At 57.0% G+C, this 17,718-nt stretch carries 12 protein-coding genes; 5 read left to right on the forward strand and 7 right to left on the reverse strand.

Annotated elements, in window-relative coordinates:
* Positions 1–22: 22 nt before the first annotated feature.
* The 7 genes from nirD to PVT68_RS15975 form a co-directional block, all read right to left on the reverse strand.
* Entirely contained in the window at positions 23–376 is a 354-nt protein-coding gene (gene nirD, locus PVT68_RS15945; RefSeq protein ID WP_280319748.1) for a nitrite reductase small subunit NirD, read from the reverse strand.
* Positions 377–421: 45 nt separating this feature from the next.
* Positions 422–2,950, reverse strand: coding sequence for a nitrite reductase large subunit NirB (gene nirB / locus PVT68_RS15950; protein ID WP_280319750.1), 2,529 nt, complete (start codon positions 2,948–2,950; stop codon positions 422–424).
* Between the two features lie 315 nt (positions 2,951–3,265).
* Complete coding sequence (locus PVT68_RS15955) at positions 3,266–5,032, reverse strand: bifunctional protein-serine/threonine kinase/phosphatase (protein ID WP_280319752.1); 1,767 nt, start codon at positions 5,030–5,032, stop codon at positions 3,266–3,268.
* 95 nt (positions 5,033–5,127) lie between these two features.
* Positions 5,128–6,594: a NarK family nitrate/nitrite MFS transporter gene (locus PVT68_RS15960; RefSeq protein ID WP_280319753.1), complete on the reverse strand. Its 1,467-nt coding sequence runs from the start codon at positions 6,592–6,594 to the stop codon at positions 5,128–5,130.
* 514 nt (positions 6,595–7,108) lie between these two features.
* Entirely contained in the window at positions 7,109–8,197 is a 1,089-nt protein-coding gene (locus PVT68_RS15965; protein WP_280319755.1) for a CmpA/NrtA family ABC transporter substrate-binding protein, read from the reverse strand.
* A gap of 70 nt (positions 8,198–8,267) precedes the next feature.
* The gene (locus PVT68_RS15970; RefSeq protein ID WP_280319757.1) at positions 8,268–8,855 is read right to left on the reverse strand and encodes an ANTAR domain-containing response regulator; all 588 of its coding nucleotides are present in this window, start codon (positions 8,853–8,855) and stop codon (positions 8,268–8,270) included.
* 5 nt (positions 8,856–8,860) lie between these two features.
* Positions 8,861–10,090 (reverse strand): alginate export family protein, encoded by a 1,230-nt coding sequence (locus tag PVT68_RS15975; RefSeq protein ID WP_280319759.1) that lies wholly within the window; start codon positions 10,088–10,090, stop codon positions 8,861–8,863.
* A gap of 360 nt (positions 10,091–10,450) precedes the next feature.
* On the opposite strand from PVT68_RS15975, the gene mobA reads away from it, so the two are divergent.
* The 5 genes from mobA (at position 10,451) to PVT68_RS16000 (ending at position 17,664) form a co-directional block, all read left to right on the forward strand.
* A complete protein-coding gene (gene mobA / locus PVT68_RS15980; protein ID WP_280319760.1) occupies positions 10,451–11,071 on the forward strand; it encodes a molybdenum cofactor guanylyltransferase in 621 nt (206 codons plus the stop codon).
* Positions 11,072–11,132: 61 nt separating this feature from the next.
* On the forward strand, positions 11,133–11,999 hold the full coding sequence (modA, locus tag PVT68_RS15985; RefSeq protein ID WP_280319762.1) for a molybdate ABC transporter substrate-binding protein: 867 nt from the start codon (positions 11,133–11,135) through the stop codon (positions 11,997–11,999).
* A 535-nt stretch (positions 12,000–12,534) separates the two neighbouring features.
* Positions 12,535–14,076 (forward strand): Re/Si-specific NAD(P)(+) transhydrogenase subunit alpha, encoded by a 1,542-nt coding sequence (locus PVT68_RS15990; protein ID WP_407666105.1) that lies wholly within the window; start codon positions 12,535–12,537, stop codon positions 14,074–14,076.
* Between the two features lie 12 nt (positions 14,077–14,088).
* A complete protein-coding gene (gene pntB, locus PVT68_RS15995) occupies positions 14,089–15,486 on the forward strand; it encodes a Re/Si-specific NAD(P)(+) transhydrogenase subunit beta (RefSeq protein WP_280319767.1) in 1,398 nt (465 codons plus the stop codon).
* Positions 15,487–15,690: 204 nt separating this feature from the next.
* Positions 15,691–17,664: a hypothetical protein gene (locus PVT68_RS16000; RefSeq protein WP_280319768.1), complete on the forward strand. Its 1,974-nt coding sequence runs from the start codon at positions 15,691–15,693 to the stop codon at positions 17,662–17,664.
* Positions 17,665–17,718 lie beyond the last annotated feature (54 nt).

The following is a 17,718-nucleotide window of genomic DNA, read 5'->3' on the forward strand; positions in this document are numbered from 1 at the left end:
GCTACTTGTATTGTCGCTTGAATTAATCGACCTGGATCAGCACATCGTCGCCGTCAAACGCGATCGGGAAGGTGGCCAGTGTGATTTCAGCCTCTTCCAGACACTGTCCGTCTGTCAGTCGGTAGTGCTGCTTGTACAGTGGCGATGCCACGGTCATTGCGCCGTCAATTTCCGCAATCAAACCGCGGCCAATGACACCGGCTTTGGCGATAGGATCCCAGTTATCGATGGCGTACAACTGGGGTTCCTGCTCGGGCAAAAAAAACAGGGCAATCTGACGACTACCCACAAGAGCGCACACTCCGGAATTGGCGACAAGATCTGATCGCTTGCAGACTTGCAGCCACTCGGTGCGGGTTATGGCAACTTCGCGCATTTTGGTTCTCCACATCTGTACGGAAAGACTATGGTGGTGAAATTCTTAAGCCGGTTCGGCTATCTGGACGATCTCATCCTGTGTGGCTGGGCGGCGTTGTTGGCGCTCTTCCACGAAAACGATTTTTTCGTCTTTCTCATCGGTATTTACGAACTGGCGGAAGCGTTTCAGCATTTCCGGATCGTTGATCGCGGTTTTCCATTCGCACTGGTAGGTGCCAACCACATTGGTCATCTGGCGTTCCAGCTCATCACAGATACCGAGTTTGTCCTCGATCACTACCTCACGCAGGTAATCCAGGCCGCCTTCCAGATTTTCCAGCCACACAGATGTACGCTGCAGCTTGTCCGCAGTGCGCACATAGAACATCAGCACGCGGTCGATGTATTTGATCAGGGTGACATCGTCGAGATCGGTGGCGAAAAGATCCGCGTGGCGGGGGCGCATACCACCGTTACCGCACACATACAGGTTCCAGCCGTTCTCGGTGGCAATCACACCGATGTCTTTACTCTGGGCTTCCGCACACTCACGGGTACAGCCGGAAACCGCCATCTTGATCTTGTGCGGTGAACGCAGGCCCTTGTAACGGTTCTCTACCGCCAGCGCCATACCCACACTGTCTTGCACCCCGAAGCGACACCAGGTACTGCCCACACAGGATTTGACGGTTCGCAGAGATTTACCGTATGCGTGGCCAGTTTCAAATCCCGCATCGGTCAACTCGCGCCAGATTTCCGGCAACTCCTCCAGGCGTGCGCCAAACAAATCGATACGCTGGCCGCCGGTAATCTTGGTGTACAGGTCATACTTCTTCGCCACCTGGCCCAGAACAATCAACTTGTCCGGAGTGATCTCACCGCCGGCAATACGCGGAACAACGGAATAAGTACCATTCTTCTGCATATTCGCCATAAACGTATCGTTGGTGTCCTGCAGGCCCACGAGAGGCTTCTTGTGGATATGTTCATTCCACAGGGACGCAAAGATGGATGCAGCGGTGGGCTTGCAGATTTCACAGCCCTTGCCGGAACCGTGCTTGTGCAGCAGCTCATCGAAGGTTTTGATTTCCTCCACCTGCACCATGTGGAAAATTTCCTGGCGGGTGTAGGGGAAGTGCGGGCAGAGGTCATTGTTGACCTCCACACCCAGCGCGGCCAGCTCAGTATCCACCACGTTTTTCAACAGCGCGGAACAACCACCACAACCGGTAGAGGCCTTGGTTGCATTCTTGACGTCGCCGAGAGAACAGCAACCGCCCTGAACCGCGCCGACGATATCGCCCTTACTCACGTTGTGGCAGGAACAGATGGTGGCAGTGTCCGGCAGCGCGCTGGCGCCCAGTGCTGGCGCCGCGCCATCCAGTGCCGGCAGGATCAGCTGCTCCGGGTGCTCCGGCAGATCCATATCGTTCAGGTGATATTGCAGCAGGGTATCGTAGTCGCCGGTGTCGCCCACCAGCACCGCGCCGCGCAGCTTTTTGCCTTCGCGGTCGGTAATCATGCGCTTGTATACGCCGGTCTGCTCATCCACAAAGGTGATCGCCGCGGAACCTTCGCTGCGGCCGTGCGCATCGCCGATGGAGCCTACATCCACACCCAGCAACTTAAGCTTGGTGCTCATGTCGGCGCCGTTGAACTCCGCCGCTTCACCACACAGCAGGGAAACGGTTGTGCGGGCCATGGAGTAACCGGGGGCCACGAGACCAAAGATGCGGTTATCGAACAGCGCACATTCGCCAATGGCGAAAATGTTCTTGTCGGAAGTGCGGCAGTGGTTGTCGACTACGATCCCACCGCGCTCACCCAGCTCGATACCGGCGGAGCGGGCCAGATTGTCTTCCGGGCGGATACCGGCGGAGAACACGATCAGATCCGTGACCAGCTCTTTATCACCCTTGAACTGCATGCGCAGACGCCCGCCGTCCACTTCCTCGATCAGTTCGGTGGCGGTACTGGTATGTACGGTTACACCCAGTTCTTGGATTTTTTCCCGCAGCAGTTTCGAGCCACCCTCGTCCAGCTGTACGGACATCAGCCCGGGGGCGAACTCCACCACGTGGGCTTCCAGGCCCAGCTGCTTGAGCGCGTTGGCTGCTTCCAGACCCAGCAGGCCACCACCCACAACTACACCGATCTTGCCGTCTTTCGCTGCGGCCTGAATTTTGTCGAGGTCTTCGAGGGTGCGGTAAACGAAGCACTTTTCGTGTTCGTGTCCGGGAATCGGCGGTACAAATGGATAGGAGCCGGTGGCCAGTACCAGATGATCGTAGGCTTCACTGGCACCGCTGGCGGAGGTCACGATTTTGTTTTCGCGGTCGATGCTGACGGCGGCATCGTTCAGGCGCAGGTCATAACCCCACCCGCGGTACTGTTCCACCTTGCCCATGGCGAGATCGTCTGCGGTGCGGCCGCCGAAGTATTCGGAAAGATGTACCCGGTCGTAGGCGGGGCGGGGTTCGGCGCAGAATACCAGCACGTCGAAGAGTTCCCGTTCGGGACGATTTGCCAGTTGTTCCAGGAAGTGGTGACCCACCATGCCGTTGCCGATGACGACGATTTTTTGCTTAACCATGATCTCTGCCGTTTTTTACCAGGTGTAGGTGCCTGACGTTCGCGACAGAAGGGGAGTGGAGGAGTGAGCCGGAGGTGTTGCGAGGCTACACGGGCATCCCTCTTCTGTCGAAGAGTGTCAGGCGCCGTTGCCTTGCTAAAAGAATTTCGGATTGTGACTTAAGGCATTCAATCTCTGTGCCAACTTGCCGGAGCGGCGTCGACGGCGGGAAACCATAGGCTTTTCGGGGATTAATGAAGACTTTGCATATTTTCCTGCTGTAAATTGGTGCGATTTTTTTGGTTCTCGCCCCAAGTTTGTGCCCATCGGCTTGGCTCAAAGAAAATATAAAAGGTGCGAAAGTATCGCCAGCACCGCCACTGTCTGCCAGAACAGCAGCGGATTGCGCTCAATTAGCGGCGGCTTTTCTGCGGTGTTGAACCTTTTGTTGGGAGCGCTGAGGTCGTGTACGAACTCCGACAGCGCGGGGTAGCGACTTTTTGGGTCGGGCGAACAGGCCCTGCGCAGAGCGCCGTCAATCCAGTCCGGGATATCTTTCCGCCACTGGCGCGCGCTGACATAGCGCATGCCGGCATAGTTTTTCAGCTGGTAGTGACTGCTGCCGAAACGCTCTTTATAAGGGTACTCACCGGTGAGCATTTCATAGGCGATGACTCCAAGGGAAAATATATCCGAACGGTGACTGGCGCCGTCGCCGACAAAGTATTCCGGGGCGCAGTAATTCTTGCTGCCCGGCGGCGCACTGTCCTGGTAGCGCAACAACTCCTGCAGTCCCGCCGCATTGGCCCCGCCGAGGTCAATCAGTTTCAGGCGTCCACAAGTGTCCACCATAATGTTTTCCGGCTTGAGGTCGCCGTGCACTATCTCCAGCCGCTGCAGACGCCGCAATGCGCTCACCAACTGTTGCACCAGATTGCGCACCTGATCCAGCGGCGGCTCCGGGTTCAGTTGCATCCACTGGCGCAGATTCTGCCCGTCTACATATTCCATCACATGGTAGAGGAACTGGCGCTGCTTGCGCGGCGGGTACACCTTGACAATCGTCGGGTGGTCCAGCCGTCGACCGGTCCATTCCTCGGCGATAAACCGCTCGATATACGCCGGGTCATCGATGAAATTCTCCGATGGTGCCTTCAGTGCACACAGCTTCGCAGGCTTACCGTCTACGGTGGGTTCCATGTCCCGCACCAGGTACAGATAGCTGCGGCTGCTTGCGTGCAATTCCTGTAATACCTCGTAACCGTCGATCTTGTTCCCCGGTTGCAGGGGGGGCGGGAAAGGTAGCTGGCTGGTTGCCAGTATCACATCGTCCGCCTCAAGGGTGTCCGGTACATTCACCCGGCACAGTGCGAGGCTCAGATTGTCCTTGCTTCCATTTTTCAGCGCCGCCGCAATCAGCGGTTGCGAGGCATCGAGTTGATGCTGCGACAGCAACTGCGAAAATTGGCTGAGGGGGAGAAAATCGTGAATTCCGTCGGTGGTCACGCAATACAGATCTCCCGGCTCCAGCGGCTCCTGTCGGTAGTCGACCTCGATATGCGCATCCATTCCCAGCGCCCGGCTCAAAAATGTCCGCCCGGGCCCCAGTGTGCGACTGTGATCCCGAGTCAGGCACTCCAGGTTGCCATCCCGCAGCCGGTAAATCCGTGAATCCCCGATATGGATCAGATGCGCCGTAGAGCCTTTAAGCACTACCGCAGAAAACGTCGTTAGCCAGCCCCGCTGCACTTCATCCGCACCACCGCTCTGCCGGTACAGCCAACTATTCAGTGCATGTAATACACGCGCTGCAGCTTGCTTCACCGACCAGGAATCCGGCGTACTGTAATAATCGGAAATAAACCCACTAATCGCAGCCCGTGCCGCTGCACCTCCGGCCTCCGCGCTGCCGACACCGTCGGCAATTGCCGCTAGTGAACCGCGATAACGCCGATCACTGCCGGTGGCCCGATACACGGCCACCGCATCGTCGTTATACGCGCGTGGGCCGCATTCGGTAGCGGTGGCGAATTCCAGGTTTTCCGCGTTGGAAGCCTGCAGATCGAAATCTGGCACGATGGTGGTTTCGCAGGTTTTGTTCAAAGTAGTGTCGGTAACAGTAAGGAATTCGAAGTTAAGTGATGCGCCGATAACCAGATAGCGGTACCCGGAAATTCAGGGTACCGCTTCAGAAATCTTCAGGCGACATCAATCAAAGAAACACTGCCATCCGGCATGACTTCCGCCATCTGGCCTTCAGGCTCTTCGAGGAACAGCAGCGTAACAAAACCCAATACTGCGGTGCATGCAATCACCAGGAAGAAGGTCTGGTAAGAAACCATGCTCAGCACCGTCAGATAAAACACGGCGCCTACATTTCCGTAAGCGCCTGTCATTCCCGCAATCTGCCCGGTCAGGCGGCGCTTGATCAACGGCACCACCGCAAACACCGCGCCTTCACCAGACTGCACAAAGAAAGAACACGCCATCGCCGCGGCAACCGCCAGATACAGCGGCCACTCGGCATCGATCGAACTCATTGTCAGGTAGCCGATCGCCAGGCCCGCGGTCAGAATTAACAGCGTGCTTTTGCGGCCAAAACGGTCACTGATCAGACCTCCCGCTGGGCGTGACATCAGATTCATAAACGCATAAGCGGAAGCCAGTAGACCCGCTTTCACCGGATCCAGTGTGAAGGTCTCTGAGAAAAACAGCGGCAGCATCGAGATCACCGCAAGCTCGGAACCGAAGGTGGCAAAGTACAGGATGTTCAACACCGCCACCTGCTTGAATTTGTAACGGTGAATCGGCTCCGGCAGTTTGACGAAAACCTCTTTATTGATTTCGTAGCACTTCTTTGCATCAAACAGATACAGGGCCGCCAGCGCCAGATAAATAACCACGGCCACCGATTGTGCCAGCATACCCACGCCCGCCGGCGACAGCTTCCAGGTCAGCAGCGCCAGTGCCGCATACATTGGCACCTTCATGATCAACAGCAGAATAAAATCAGAGGGGCTGGATACTTCCATACCGCCAATTTTTTTCGGTTTGAAATAAGTGGCGCCCTTGGGGGTGTCGGTTACCGACTTGTAGTAGACCACACTGTAAACCAGCGCGATGATGCCGGTAATGCCGATGGCGTAGCGCCAGCCATCTTCGCCCCCAAACAGCAATGCAATGGTCGGCAGGGTCATGGCGCCGGCGGCGGAGCCGAAATTACCCCAACCACCGTAGATACCTTCCGCAGTACCCAGCTGTTTGGCCGGGAACCATTCGGAGACCATACGGATACCAATAACAAAACCCGCACCAATAAATCCGAGCAGAAAGCGGCCAATGGCCGCCGCGATAAAGCTGTCTGCTACAGCGAAAATAAAACAGGGAATACTGCCGACGGCCAGCAGCAGGGAATAGGTCAGTCGCGGCCCGTACTTGTCCGTCAGCATGCCGATGATCACCCGCGCGGGAATCGTCAGTGCCACGTTCAGAATCAACAGGGTCTTCACCTGCTCGGAAGTGAGCGAAAGGCTGTCGGCGATCGCCATCAATAGTGGTGCGTGGTTGAACCAGGCAAAAAATGTGATGAAGAAGGCGATCCAGGTCAGGTGCAGCACCCGGATTTTTCCCTGGAAGGAAAAAAGGTTTAAGGAGTCACTGGACATAAATCTATCCCGTTAGTGTGTGAATTTGATCAGCCTGCTTCCGTCGCCGGCGCCAAATCGCGGGCATAAAAAAAGCCCACGGGTACAGGCGGGCTGTAGCCGGTGGACTTCGGTGTCCGTTTCATCAATTTGTGGTATTGCTGCTATGGTTCGGGCGCTTATATCAATGTGGGATTACCCACAAAAATCCCCCCGCTTGTTATTTACAGTGGGCCCAGTTTCGGCCCACCGGCAGCAAATGAATACCCAATATGTATTCAATTTTTGTGCCATATCGGTGCAGGATGACGGGGTAGTGCGAAAAATGTGCAAAAATCAGCGGGTGAGTGGAATAGGGCGATAATTATGGCGTGTAAAAACTCTTTTTATTTTTAAGGGAGCACGTGAAGAGTCTCGCAACTCTCCTGTTCCGGCAATGCACGCCCTGATTTGGTGTACTGGTGCAGTCATTTATGCACTGAAGGCGGGCGCCCTATGTTGGTCGCCCTGTGTTGGCGAGGGTGCCCGCGGGATATTAAACGGTTTGTGAGAATTGCTGGTTCTGGTGGCGAAGAAAATCCAGGGTTTGCTGATAGAGGTCGGCCCGGAAGACTTCCGCCTCCGTGGAGTCGGTGGGCGCAATCTCGTTGCACAGTGCCAGCAGTTCCCGTCCCTTCTTCGTCGACGGCAGGCCGTGATCGGTCTGCGGGTGGGCAAACAGGTGCCAGTCAGGGTTTGCTTTGACCCCGTGTCCCGCGTGCCCACGGTGCAGGGTGACCTGGTCCTCCAGAGAGGCGGCAATGGTTTCTTCCGGTAGATTGAGATACTCCGGTCGCGCCAGTATACCGACCGCATCCCGGCGGTGACTGCGGTCATTGAGCCAGCCGCAGGCGGCCAGTAGTGCCGCGCGCAGGGCCAGGTGGGTGGCGGGGTTCGCATCGTGCCAGCTTTGCGTGACCGCCAGTACCTTCTCGGGCATGGCTGGCATCAGGGTATTGCTCGGGGCAACGATCACGCCGATGCCCTGCTGAACCGCGAGGGTATTCCAGGGTTCGCCAACACAGTAGCCATCGATATCGCCACGCCGCAGGTGATCCACCATCTGTTCTGGTGGCAGAACTACGAGTCGCACGTCCTGGTCGGGATCGATGCCGGCGTGGTTAAGCCAGTAACGCAGTTGCAGGGTGTGGCTGGCAAAGGGGTATACACTGGCGAAGGTGAGGGGGTTGGTTTCACTAGCGCGGCTGGCGATATGTGTATTCAGGGCCGCGCCGATATTCACCGGGCCGTCAGACGCCAATTCAAGCTGATCGTACAGTGCCCGCGACAAAGTGATGGCGTTGCCGTTGCAGCTCAATATCAGTCCGCTCAGCAGTTGTTCTTCGCAGTGTGGTAGGGTTTGCTTTACGGTCAGAGGCATCGGCGCCAGCATGGCGGCGGCATCTGCGGCGCCGCCAATCAATTTGTCGCGCAAGGTGGCCCAGGACGTTTCCCGCTGCAGCTCTACATTGAGGCCATAGCGCTCGAACAACCCGAGTTCTTTCGCCACGATCAACGGTGCGCTGTCGGTCAGGCGCAGGTAGAGCAGTTTGATGTTGGGTTTTTCTGCTTGCAGGGTGGTCACGGGTTTACTCTCAAATTCTTTACTTGCGGTGTTTTGGTCGTCGTCGCTATCTGCTCGCCAGTCGTGGCGGTCAGTTTGCCGGCGTTTGCAGGTGCGCAACAATCTGTTCCGCTACCTTGCGCATGGTGGAGTTGCTATTCATCGCCAGGGTGCGCAGCGTCTGGTGAGCGGCCTGCTCGCTGACGTTTTTCCGCGCCATCAATAGTCCTTTGGCGCGCTCGATGATTTTGCGTTCATCCAGCTGCTGCTGGGTGCGCTCGAGAGACTGGCGCAAATGCTGGTAGCTGCGGAACTGGGCCATGGCAATCTCGATCGCCGGCGCGACCCGCTCTGCGGACAGGCCCTCGGCCATATAGGCACTGACCCCGGCCTCCACCGCGCTGGCAATGAAGTCGGCACCGCCGCGGGCGGAGAACATGGCGACAGGAGTGGGATTGTGCTGGTTGATCACCGACAGGCTTTCGAGAATGTCGCGGTCGGGAGATTCGATATCGATCAGTACGATATCCGGACGGTGTTTCTCAACCTGAAACAGCAGGCCTTCGGCGCTGGAAAGTTGTGCCAGCAGCGTGTAGCCGGCAGCAGTGAGTTGTGCGGCCACCATGGCGGCGCGGTCTGGCCGGTCGTCGACCAGCAGAATACTGATTGTTGTCGTCATCGCTATTAAAACTTCAGTTCGAACTGCAGCCAGAATTTGTCCGTATCGGTGCTGTATTCATCAGCATCGTAGGTGGCGTATTTGGCGAGCAGGCCGATATTTTTTGTTATTGCGTAGGTCGCAACCAGATCCAGTTCGTTGCCGTAATCCAGACTGTCGCGATCGCTGTAGAATTTATGTGCAGTTACTGCAATCTTGATGCCAGAAACAACGACTGAGCCGCCAGCATAGTAATCGCGAATGCCGTCCACCGGGGTGGTCAGAAACTTGTCGGCAAAACCCTGGAATTTATGCAGCGTGGCCAGTGGTGTCTGGAAGGCCCATTCAGTGTCCCCGGTCAGCCATTCGGTGCCGATTAACCCGGCAAACTGAAATTTCTCTACGGGTTTGGTGCCGAACTCCGCGTTGTAGTACTCCGCGCGGTAATCGTAGGGATTGTCGCCAATGTCACTCTGGGTTGCGGCGCGCAGGTGCCAGCGGAAGCTGGCGCAGTCGGCGGCCCACTCCAGACCCGCGGTGGCACTGGCGAGTTGCTCCTGCTCGTGAAAATCGAGGCTGTAAAAGAAACCACTCAGAGTGTGATTGGGGCGAATTTTGTAATCCGCTTTAAGGGCGTTTACCGGCCCTCCGAGATTGCCGTCGGCGCCGTCCGGGCCAAAAATACGGTTGACGTTCCACATGTAGGTGTAATCGATGGAAAGTTTTTCATTGAATCCCCACTCTGCACGAAAGGCGTCGAAGGTCTGCTCGTTCTGGCGCCAGCCCACGTTGCCGATAAAGCGGTGGTCACCGTACAGGATACGCTGGCGCCCCACGGTGAATTTCCCGTCTTCCAGCGCGTAGCTGACCTGGGCCCGATTCATCTCGCTGTAATCCGGGTCCGCGATGACCGGATACTGGGTATTACCGTTCTCGGTGTTGTTGAAATGCTCGCTACTGATATAGGTCACGTTATCCCCTTCCAGCAGGAATTCCCAGCCGTCGTAACGGGCGGAAGTCCAGGTGGCGCGGCTGCGCAGGGTGCCGGCAGTGGCGTGGTGGGGAAAGCCTTTCTCCTGCACATGTTCATAGCGGGGGCGAAAGTTCAGGTCGAAGGTACTGTTACGAATCATGTCGCCGGGCATCTGGGCAATATTTTCATCGGCGTGGGCCTGAGATATGGCCGCAGGCGTCAGCACGGCAGTGGCAGCAGTGTGCACCAGAGCCGTAAATATCTTGTATGAACGGAAAGACATGAGTTACTCCCGGAGGTTTCCGCGGGCAAAAAAAAGCCCGGCGGCACTGATTGTGCTGCCGGGCCTCTTTGCCTGTAGCAATTAAACAATCAAAACTCGTACCAATTGCTTCAAATCTAGTAGATGTGCGTACAGGTGGAGGTTCAGTGGCGAGGTCGGCGGCCCTGCGGCAGTTGTTTGCCCTTTTAGTGTGCATCGTAGAGTTGGGGTGCGCTCGAGTGGTGCGCGAATGAAGGGTGTGCACCTCATTGGTACCGCCCGCTTGTGCCCGAGCATAAATGTGCGATGCTAGTCGTCTGTCCGATATTGGTCGCTAGCGGTTCAGGGAAGAATCAGGAAGTGCCAAGGAGGAATTAAGTCATGGAATCTACCTCAGCTAGAAATAACGAAGCGGGGCGCCGGCAACGGGGCGTCAAGCGCGCCTGCCCGGTTGTATTGGCGGGGGGGCTCTCCAGTCGCATGGGTAAAGACAAGGCGCTGCTAAAATTGTCCAGTGGGGACACATTGCTCGACCGGGCCAAAAGCCTGTTTCACGGCCTCAGGCCGCCGGAAGGGTTGGCATTGATGCCGGTGCTGGTGAGTGGCTCTCGCCCCGGAGGAATCCCTGATCGCACCAGTGCTGCGGGCCCACTGGGTGGTCTGTATTCGATCGCCGAACATCTGCACCAGTGGCAACTGGAGTGCGACGCGCTGCTGGTCGTGCCAGTGGATATGCCAATGTTGACTCCGGGTTTGTTGCGTCAACTGTGTGTGGCGGGGCAGACCGTGGAACAGGCGGTGTGTTTTGGAAACCAGTACCTGCCGTGCTGGTTGCCGCTAGGCGATCGTTGCCGGAATTATTTGAGGGCGGCGGCGTCTGGAGATGCCATCGCCTCCATGCGCGCCCTGTTTGGCTACCTGGGGTGTGTACAGCTACCGGAGCCAGAGGGTGATTGGCACCTGAACGTAAATCGACCGGAGGATTACCTGCGGTTGTCGTGATCGGTGCCGTTTGCGCACTATTCGCAAAGGGATAGTGCATTTAAGAGGTACTCCCGTTCGGATGGCAGAAGCTTCCCGGCGTTACATGGCTGCCTCCAGCCTCCTTCTGTTGCGTTTGCTACTGGCGATCGCACTTGTTGTTCCTGTGGGATGTGGGGTCAGGGAGCCCGCGGTACTGAAGGTGGCAGTGGATGCCGGTTTTCAGCCTGCGCTTGAGGCACTCAGACCTGGATTCGAGGCAAATTGCCGCTGCCGGTTGCAGATCACGGCTGGTGCCAGCGGAATTCTTTATGGCCAGATCCGCGCCGGAGAAGGGTTCGACCTGTTTCTCTCCGCCGACAGCGCCCGCCCAGTGCTGCTGGAGAAGGCCGGGCTCATCGTGCCATCAAGTCGCCAGATCTACGCCCGCGGCCAGCTGGCGCTGTGGGTCAGCAGACAGATTGCCACCGACAAATCTTCCGGATACTCGGTACTTGCAGCAACACAGGCGCAGGACGATTCTGCCCTGACCCCGCGCCAGTTGATCCTGTTGCTGGGGCGGGGGCAGCACAAGCTGGTGGTCGCCGACCCGCAATTGGCTCCGGATGGCGATGCCGCGGTGAAAATGCTGAAGAAATTGCGCCTGTGGCCGTTGTTGAAGACTCGGATGGTATATGCCGGTCACGCCGGTCATGCACAGATACTGCTGCACCAGGGTGAAGGACAGATGGGGCTGATTCCCTACGGGCAGGCTTTGGCTTCCGGTAACAGTGGCCAGTTCATGCGTATTCCCACGTACTTTTATCCGCCAATCGAGCAACAACTGGTGATCCTGCGCAGCAGTCGCCAGCGCGCCCTCGCCATTCGCCTGCTGCAGTATCTGCATTCCGAACCGGTGCAGAAGCAGATATCCGGGCTGGGCTTTTTAGGCGTCAAACCGGCCAATTAAATTAGTTTCCATTTGAATCAATAATTGGTTTTATTTGTTACCTATTCCAATACCGCATTATTTCTATTTCAAAGGGTTATTATTGGATTAAACCGTTTGGAATAGTTAATTAAATATTCCTTTATATGTACGCAGAGGGTATTTTACCTGCAGGATTATATTCTGTTGGTGTTCTGGGTGATTTGCCTGAGTGTCATTAAAGTCAGGTTAAAGGGCGTCTTTTCTGTTTCATGTGTAACGAATGTTGTTGTTTTTAAAGGATTTTTAACGGTTTTCAATAAAATTTTTTATGACCTCTGATAAGAATCCTCTATTTCCGTTGCCTATATATATTCCCTTTAATGCTTCCACCTACCGAACAGTTTTTAATTTCCCCGGGAAAATGTTTTTCTCGGGGGCGCCTGCTTTCGCTCTTATCAACGATCACGCAGTTGCTGGAATTAAATATCCGCGGTATCTATCAGCCATCATTCAACTCCCCCAGGAGTGAGTGGGCTATATAACAACGACAATTTTATAAATGGGAGCACACACGGTGATTATTGCCATACCAAAGGAGACCGCGCAGGGCGAGGCGCGGGTCGCGGCGACGCCGGCCAGCGTAAAGCGCTTGCAGTCGCTGGGCTTTGATGTCGTCATCGAACAGGGGGCCGGTGAAGCTGCCAGCTTCCCCGATACAGAATATGAACAGGCCGGGGCCAAGCTGTGCGCCAACGCGGCGGATTGCCTGAGTCAGGCCGGAATTGTGCTGAAGGTGCAAGGTCCCAGCGACGCTGAACTGGACCTGATTCCCAGTGGCGCGACTCTGATTGCCTTCCTGAAACCCGCTCAGAACGGCGAACTGCTGCAAACGCTGGCAGACAAGAACATCAACGCGCTGGCGGTGGAGTCCATTCCGCGCATCTCCCGTGCGCAGAAAATGGACGCTCTGAGCTCCATGGCCAATATCGCCGGTTACCGTGCGGTAATCGAGGCAGCGCACAATTTTGGCCGTTTCTTTACCGGCCAGATCACCGCTGCGGGCAAGATCCCACCGGCCAAGGTACTGGTCATCGGCGCCGGCGTCGCTGGGCTGTCCGCCATCGGTACCGCCAAGAGCATGGGCGCCATCGTGCGCGCCTTCGACACTCGCCCGGAAGTGCGCGAGCAGGTCGAGTCCATGGGGGCTGAATTCCTCACCGTGGAAATCGAGGAAGATGGCTCCGGTACTGGTGGTTACGCCAAGCAGATGTCGAAAGAGTTTATCGACGCTGAAATGGCCCTGTTCCGTGAACAGGCCAAGGAAGTGGATATCGTCATCACCACCGCACTGATCCCCGGTAAGCCGGCACCGAAGCTGTGGCTCGCGGACATGGTGGAAACCATGGCCGACGGTTCCGTGGTTGTGGATCTGGCGGCTGAAATGGGCGGTAACTGTGACTTTACCGAAGCGGACGAGAAAGTCGTCAAGAGCGGCGTAACCATTCTTGGTTACACCAACCTGGCGAGCCGTGCGGCCACTCAGTCTTCCACTCTCTACGCCACCAACCTGTGTCACCTGTTGACCGACATGACGCCGGAGAAAAACGGCGAGATCGTTATCAACTTTGAAGACGAGGCCGTCCGCGGCGCCACCGTGGTGAAGGAAGGTGAAATCACCTGGCCGCCGCCCGCGCCGAAAATTTCTGCCGCCCCGCAGCAGAAGCAGCCGGAGCCTCAGATCAAGGTGGAGCCGAAGCCGGAGAAGAAAACCTCTCCGCTGTCACTGGTGGCCTTCTGGGCCGTGGCCGGTGCGCTGTTGCTGGCTCTGGGCAAATCCGCGCCGGCGGACTTCGTTGCTCACTTTACTGTGTTTGTGCTGTCGATCTTTATCGGCTGGCAGGTGATCTGGAACGTATCCCACGCCCTGCACACCCCGCTGATGAGTGTGACCAATGCCATTTCCGGCATCGTGATCATCGGTGCCCTGTTGCAGGTTGGTGCTACCGGTTCCTTCCTGGTGACCGTAATGGCGTGCGTGGCGGTACTGTTTGCCAGTATCAACATCTTCGGTGGTTTCTTCGTAACCCACCGTATGCTGAAAATGTTCCGTCGATAAGGAGAGACAGACATGAATAGTGTAATTTCTATGGCGTATCTGTTCTCCGCGGTGATGTTCATCCTGAGCCTCGGCGGACTGTCCACTCACGAGACCGCACGCCGCGGTAACTACTACGGCATGGTGGGTATGGCCGTTGCCATTATCGCCACCGTCGCTGGTATTACCTCTGGCGCCTACCTGCCCGTTGGTATTGCCATGGGCGTGGGTGCGGTGATCGGTATTCACCTGGCGCGCAAGGTCGAAATGACCGCAATGCCGCAGCTGGTAGCCCTGCTGCACAGTTTTGTGGGCCTGGCTGCAGTTCTGATCGGCTGGGGTGGTTACCTGGATCCACGTATCAATCTCGAAGGTGCCGCGCACATCGTGCACAACTCCGAGATCTTTATCGGCGTGTTCATCGGTGCCATCACCCTGACCGGTTCCATCGTTGCCTTCGGCAAGCTGCAGGGCCTGATCTCCGGCAAACCGCTGATGCTGCCGGCGCGTCACTGGCTGAACCTGATTGCACTGGTGATCTGTGTGGTACTGGGTGCCCAGTTCATTCCCGCTGACGTGAGCAACGCCACCATCATCAGCCTGCTGGTAATGACTGGTATCGCGCTGCTGCTGGGTATCCACCTGATTGCGGCGATCGGGGGTGCCGACATGCCGGTGGTGATCTCCATGCTGAACAGCTACTCCGGTTGGGCCGCCGCGGCTACCGGTTTCATGTTGAGCAATGACCTGCTGATCGTGATCGGCGCGCTAGTAGGCTCCTCCGGTGCCATCCTCAGCTACATCATGTGTCGCGGCATGAACCGTTCCTTTATCAGTGTGATTCTGGGCGGCTTTGGCTCCGACGGTGTAGTGGCTGGTGGCGACGGTGAAGTGGAAGGTGAAGCGGTAGCGACCACCCACGACGAGTTGGCGGATGATCTGAAGAATGCCGACAGCATCGTCATCGTACCTGGCTTCGGTATGGCCGTTGCCCACGCCCAGCAGGCGGTGAGCGACCTCACCGACAAGCTGCGCAAGGCCGGCAAGACCGTGCGCTTCGGGATCCACCCGGTAGCCGGCCGTTTGCCCGGACACATGAATGTACTGCTGGCGGAAGCCAACGTGCCCTACGACATCGTGCTGGAAATGGAAGAGATCAATGACGATCTGCCGAAAACCGACCTGGTTCTGGTAATCGGCGCCAACGACACCGTTAACCCGGATGCCGTTGAGAAGCCCGGCTCTCCCATCGCCGGTATGCCGGTACTGGAAGTGTGGAAGGCGGGCAAGGTTGTGGTGCTGAAGCGCTCCATGGCTTCCGGCTATGCCGGTGTTGCCAACCCGCTGTTCTACAAGGACAACTCGCGCATGCTGTTTGGCGATGCGAAAGAGAGTCTGCAGAGCGTACTTGGCAAGCTCAATCCGGCCTGATCGGAACGGCAATAGCCACTTTTGGCAAAAAAGCCCGCCAATCGGCGGGCTTTTTTTTGGGGCGGTATTTGGACTTTGGGATTTCCGTATCTGACCGTATTTCTCGTCCGTCACCATTTGTCACCGTTTCTCTCTGGTGTCGCCCGCTGGCCAGACCGGTGGTACCCTTGTCCGCCAGAGCAACAAGGATAAAAAGATAACGTCATGCAACTGGTAACTGGTCTTTCAGCCCACTCTGTTCGCGTTCTGCGCACTTCCCTCTGTGCCCTCAGCCTGTCGATCCTGGCCGCCTGTGGTGGCGGTGGTTCCGGTGGTGGCGATGACGGCAACAATCCGCCAATTTCCCAGCGGGACAGGCTCACGCTGAGCGGCGATAGCACGGCCGAAATCGGTGATTCCGTCGGTGTGGTCGCGACGCTGTCTGCTCAGGGCTACACCCGCTTTGAATGGGAACAGCTGGCGGGACCGAGCCTGGGAGATCTGGCTGGCAACGGCACGGGGGGTATCAGCTTTGATGTCCGGACCTCCGGTAATTACAGCTTCCGACTTACGGCCAGTGACCGCAATGGCAACAGTGTGCAGGATACTTTCGATATTTCGGTGTCGCCTGACAGTAACAATGGCCAGGTCCAGTTGCGGGCCGACCGGGCGGTGAGTGAGGGGGCCGAATTTTCCCTGCGGCTGAATGCCACCAGCTATAACGGATCGGTGAATTCCTGGCATTTTGAGCAACTGTCCGGCCCATCCGCATCGATGGAGGAAGATGATTCCGAACAGCCGGTATTGTTTGTCACCGCGCCTCAAGTCACTGGCGACCAGGTACTGACCTTTAAGGCCACCCTGGAAACTTCAGCCGGCTCATACTCCGATATCGCCTACGTGGTGGTACAGGATCGCCCGGAGGTGACCAGTGAATATTTCTGCCTGGGGGATGGTGACTACTGCGGGACCACCGCAGCGCTGAACAATGTTTACAGTTATCGCGCCGACAGCCCTTACCGCGACTATCTGGCGGATTGCGTTTATTCCAACCAGCTGGGTGATGACTCCCTGTGTACTCTTGAGAAGCTGCCGGTGATCGGTATGCAGAGCGGTGCGCCCACCGTGGACCAGATCATGGACCATGTACTGGTCTCCCACGACTGGATGGGCGCGCGGTTTGAGCAATTCCTGAACGAGCTGGATCCCCATGGGGACTTCGCGCGGCTGTTGCGCGCCACTACCGCAGTGGTGATTTCCAGCGATATACGCCCTTCCTTTTACTGGTCGCTCACCGGTGCCATCTATCTTGATCCGGACAGCCTGTGGCTTTCGCCGAAAGAGCGGGATGTGATTAACGAACAGCCGGATTACCGCAGTGGCTTCGGCTCTGATCTGAATTTCGTTACCCCCTGGCGCTACGTCAAGAACAACAACTATGTGTTCTATGGCTACCCGGTTTCCCAGCGTGAAAATCGCCCGCTGCGCGAAATCGAAGCGGATCTCGGCTCCCTGTTGTATCACGAACTGGCCCACGCCAATGACGCCATGTCCCCGGCAAAAATCAATGCTGGGCTCGACAGCAGTGATATTTTCTTCAATCAGGCCCAGAGCGGCGCTGTTGTGAACGAGTCGGTGAGAGCGGTGAACACGCCGCAATCATCGGAGCTGTTTGCCCTGGCGGATGTCCGCTACCGCGGCGTAGAGGCGAGCGCGCTGCAGCGGCTGTACGACGCAGGGGATATTGCCGGGTTCTTTTTCCCGGATAGCGCCAGCGATTTCTACAGCTACACCACACCGTGGGAAGACACCGCGATGCTGTTTGAAGAGGTCATGATGAGCATGCGCTATGGCATCCAGCGGGATATCGCCGTGACCAATTCACCTTTTTCTCCGAGGTCCGGAGATGATTACGTCGTTGCCCAAGGGCAGCGTGGCCGCATAGGGTCGACAAATATCCGTGCCCGCGCCACCACGGCGGTGCAGGGATTGTTGCCGGAAGCCTGGGCCGAGGCCCATGCGCACCTGAATTCCATTACGCCAGTGGCCATGTGCGTAGGTGAGGGCTGGAACCAGAATCTGACCCCGGCCTGCGCGGGTCAATCCGGCGTATTGCGCTATGCGGCACCTGAGCCAAGCCGGGCCGCTCCCATGCCCACAGACCGCCCGCGGAGCTTTATTCCACCCACCCGTTTTTAAAATAACATTACAACGCAGTAACCCCGGCGGAGTGCCGGGGAATGGATCGACGAG

Source organism: Microbulbifer bruguierae (assembly GCF_029869925.1).
In the GTDB taxonomy this organism is placed as follows: domain Bacteria; phylum Pseudomonadota; class Gammaproteobacteria; order Pseudomonadales; family Cellvibrionaceae; genus Microbulbifer; species Microbulbifer bruguierae.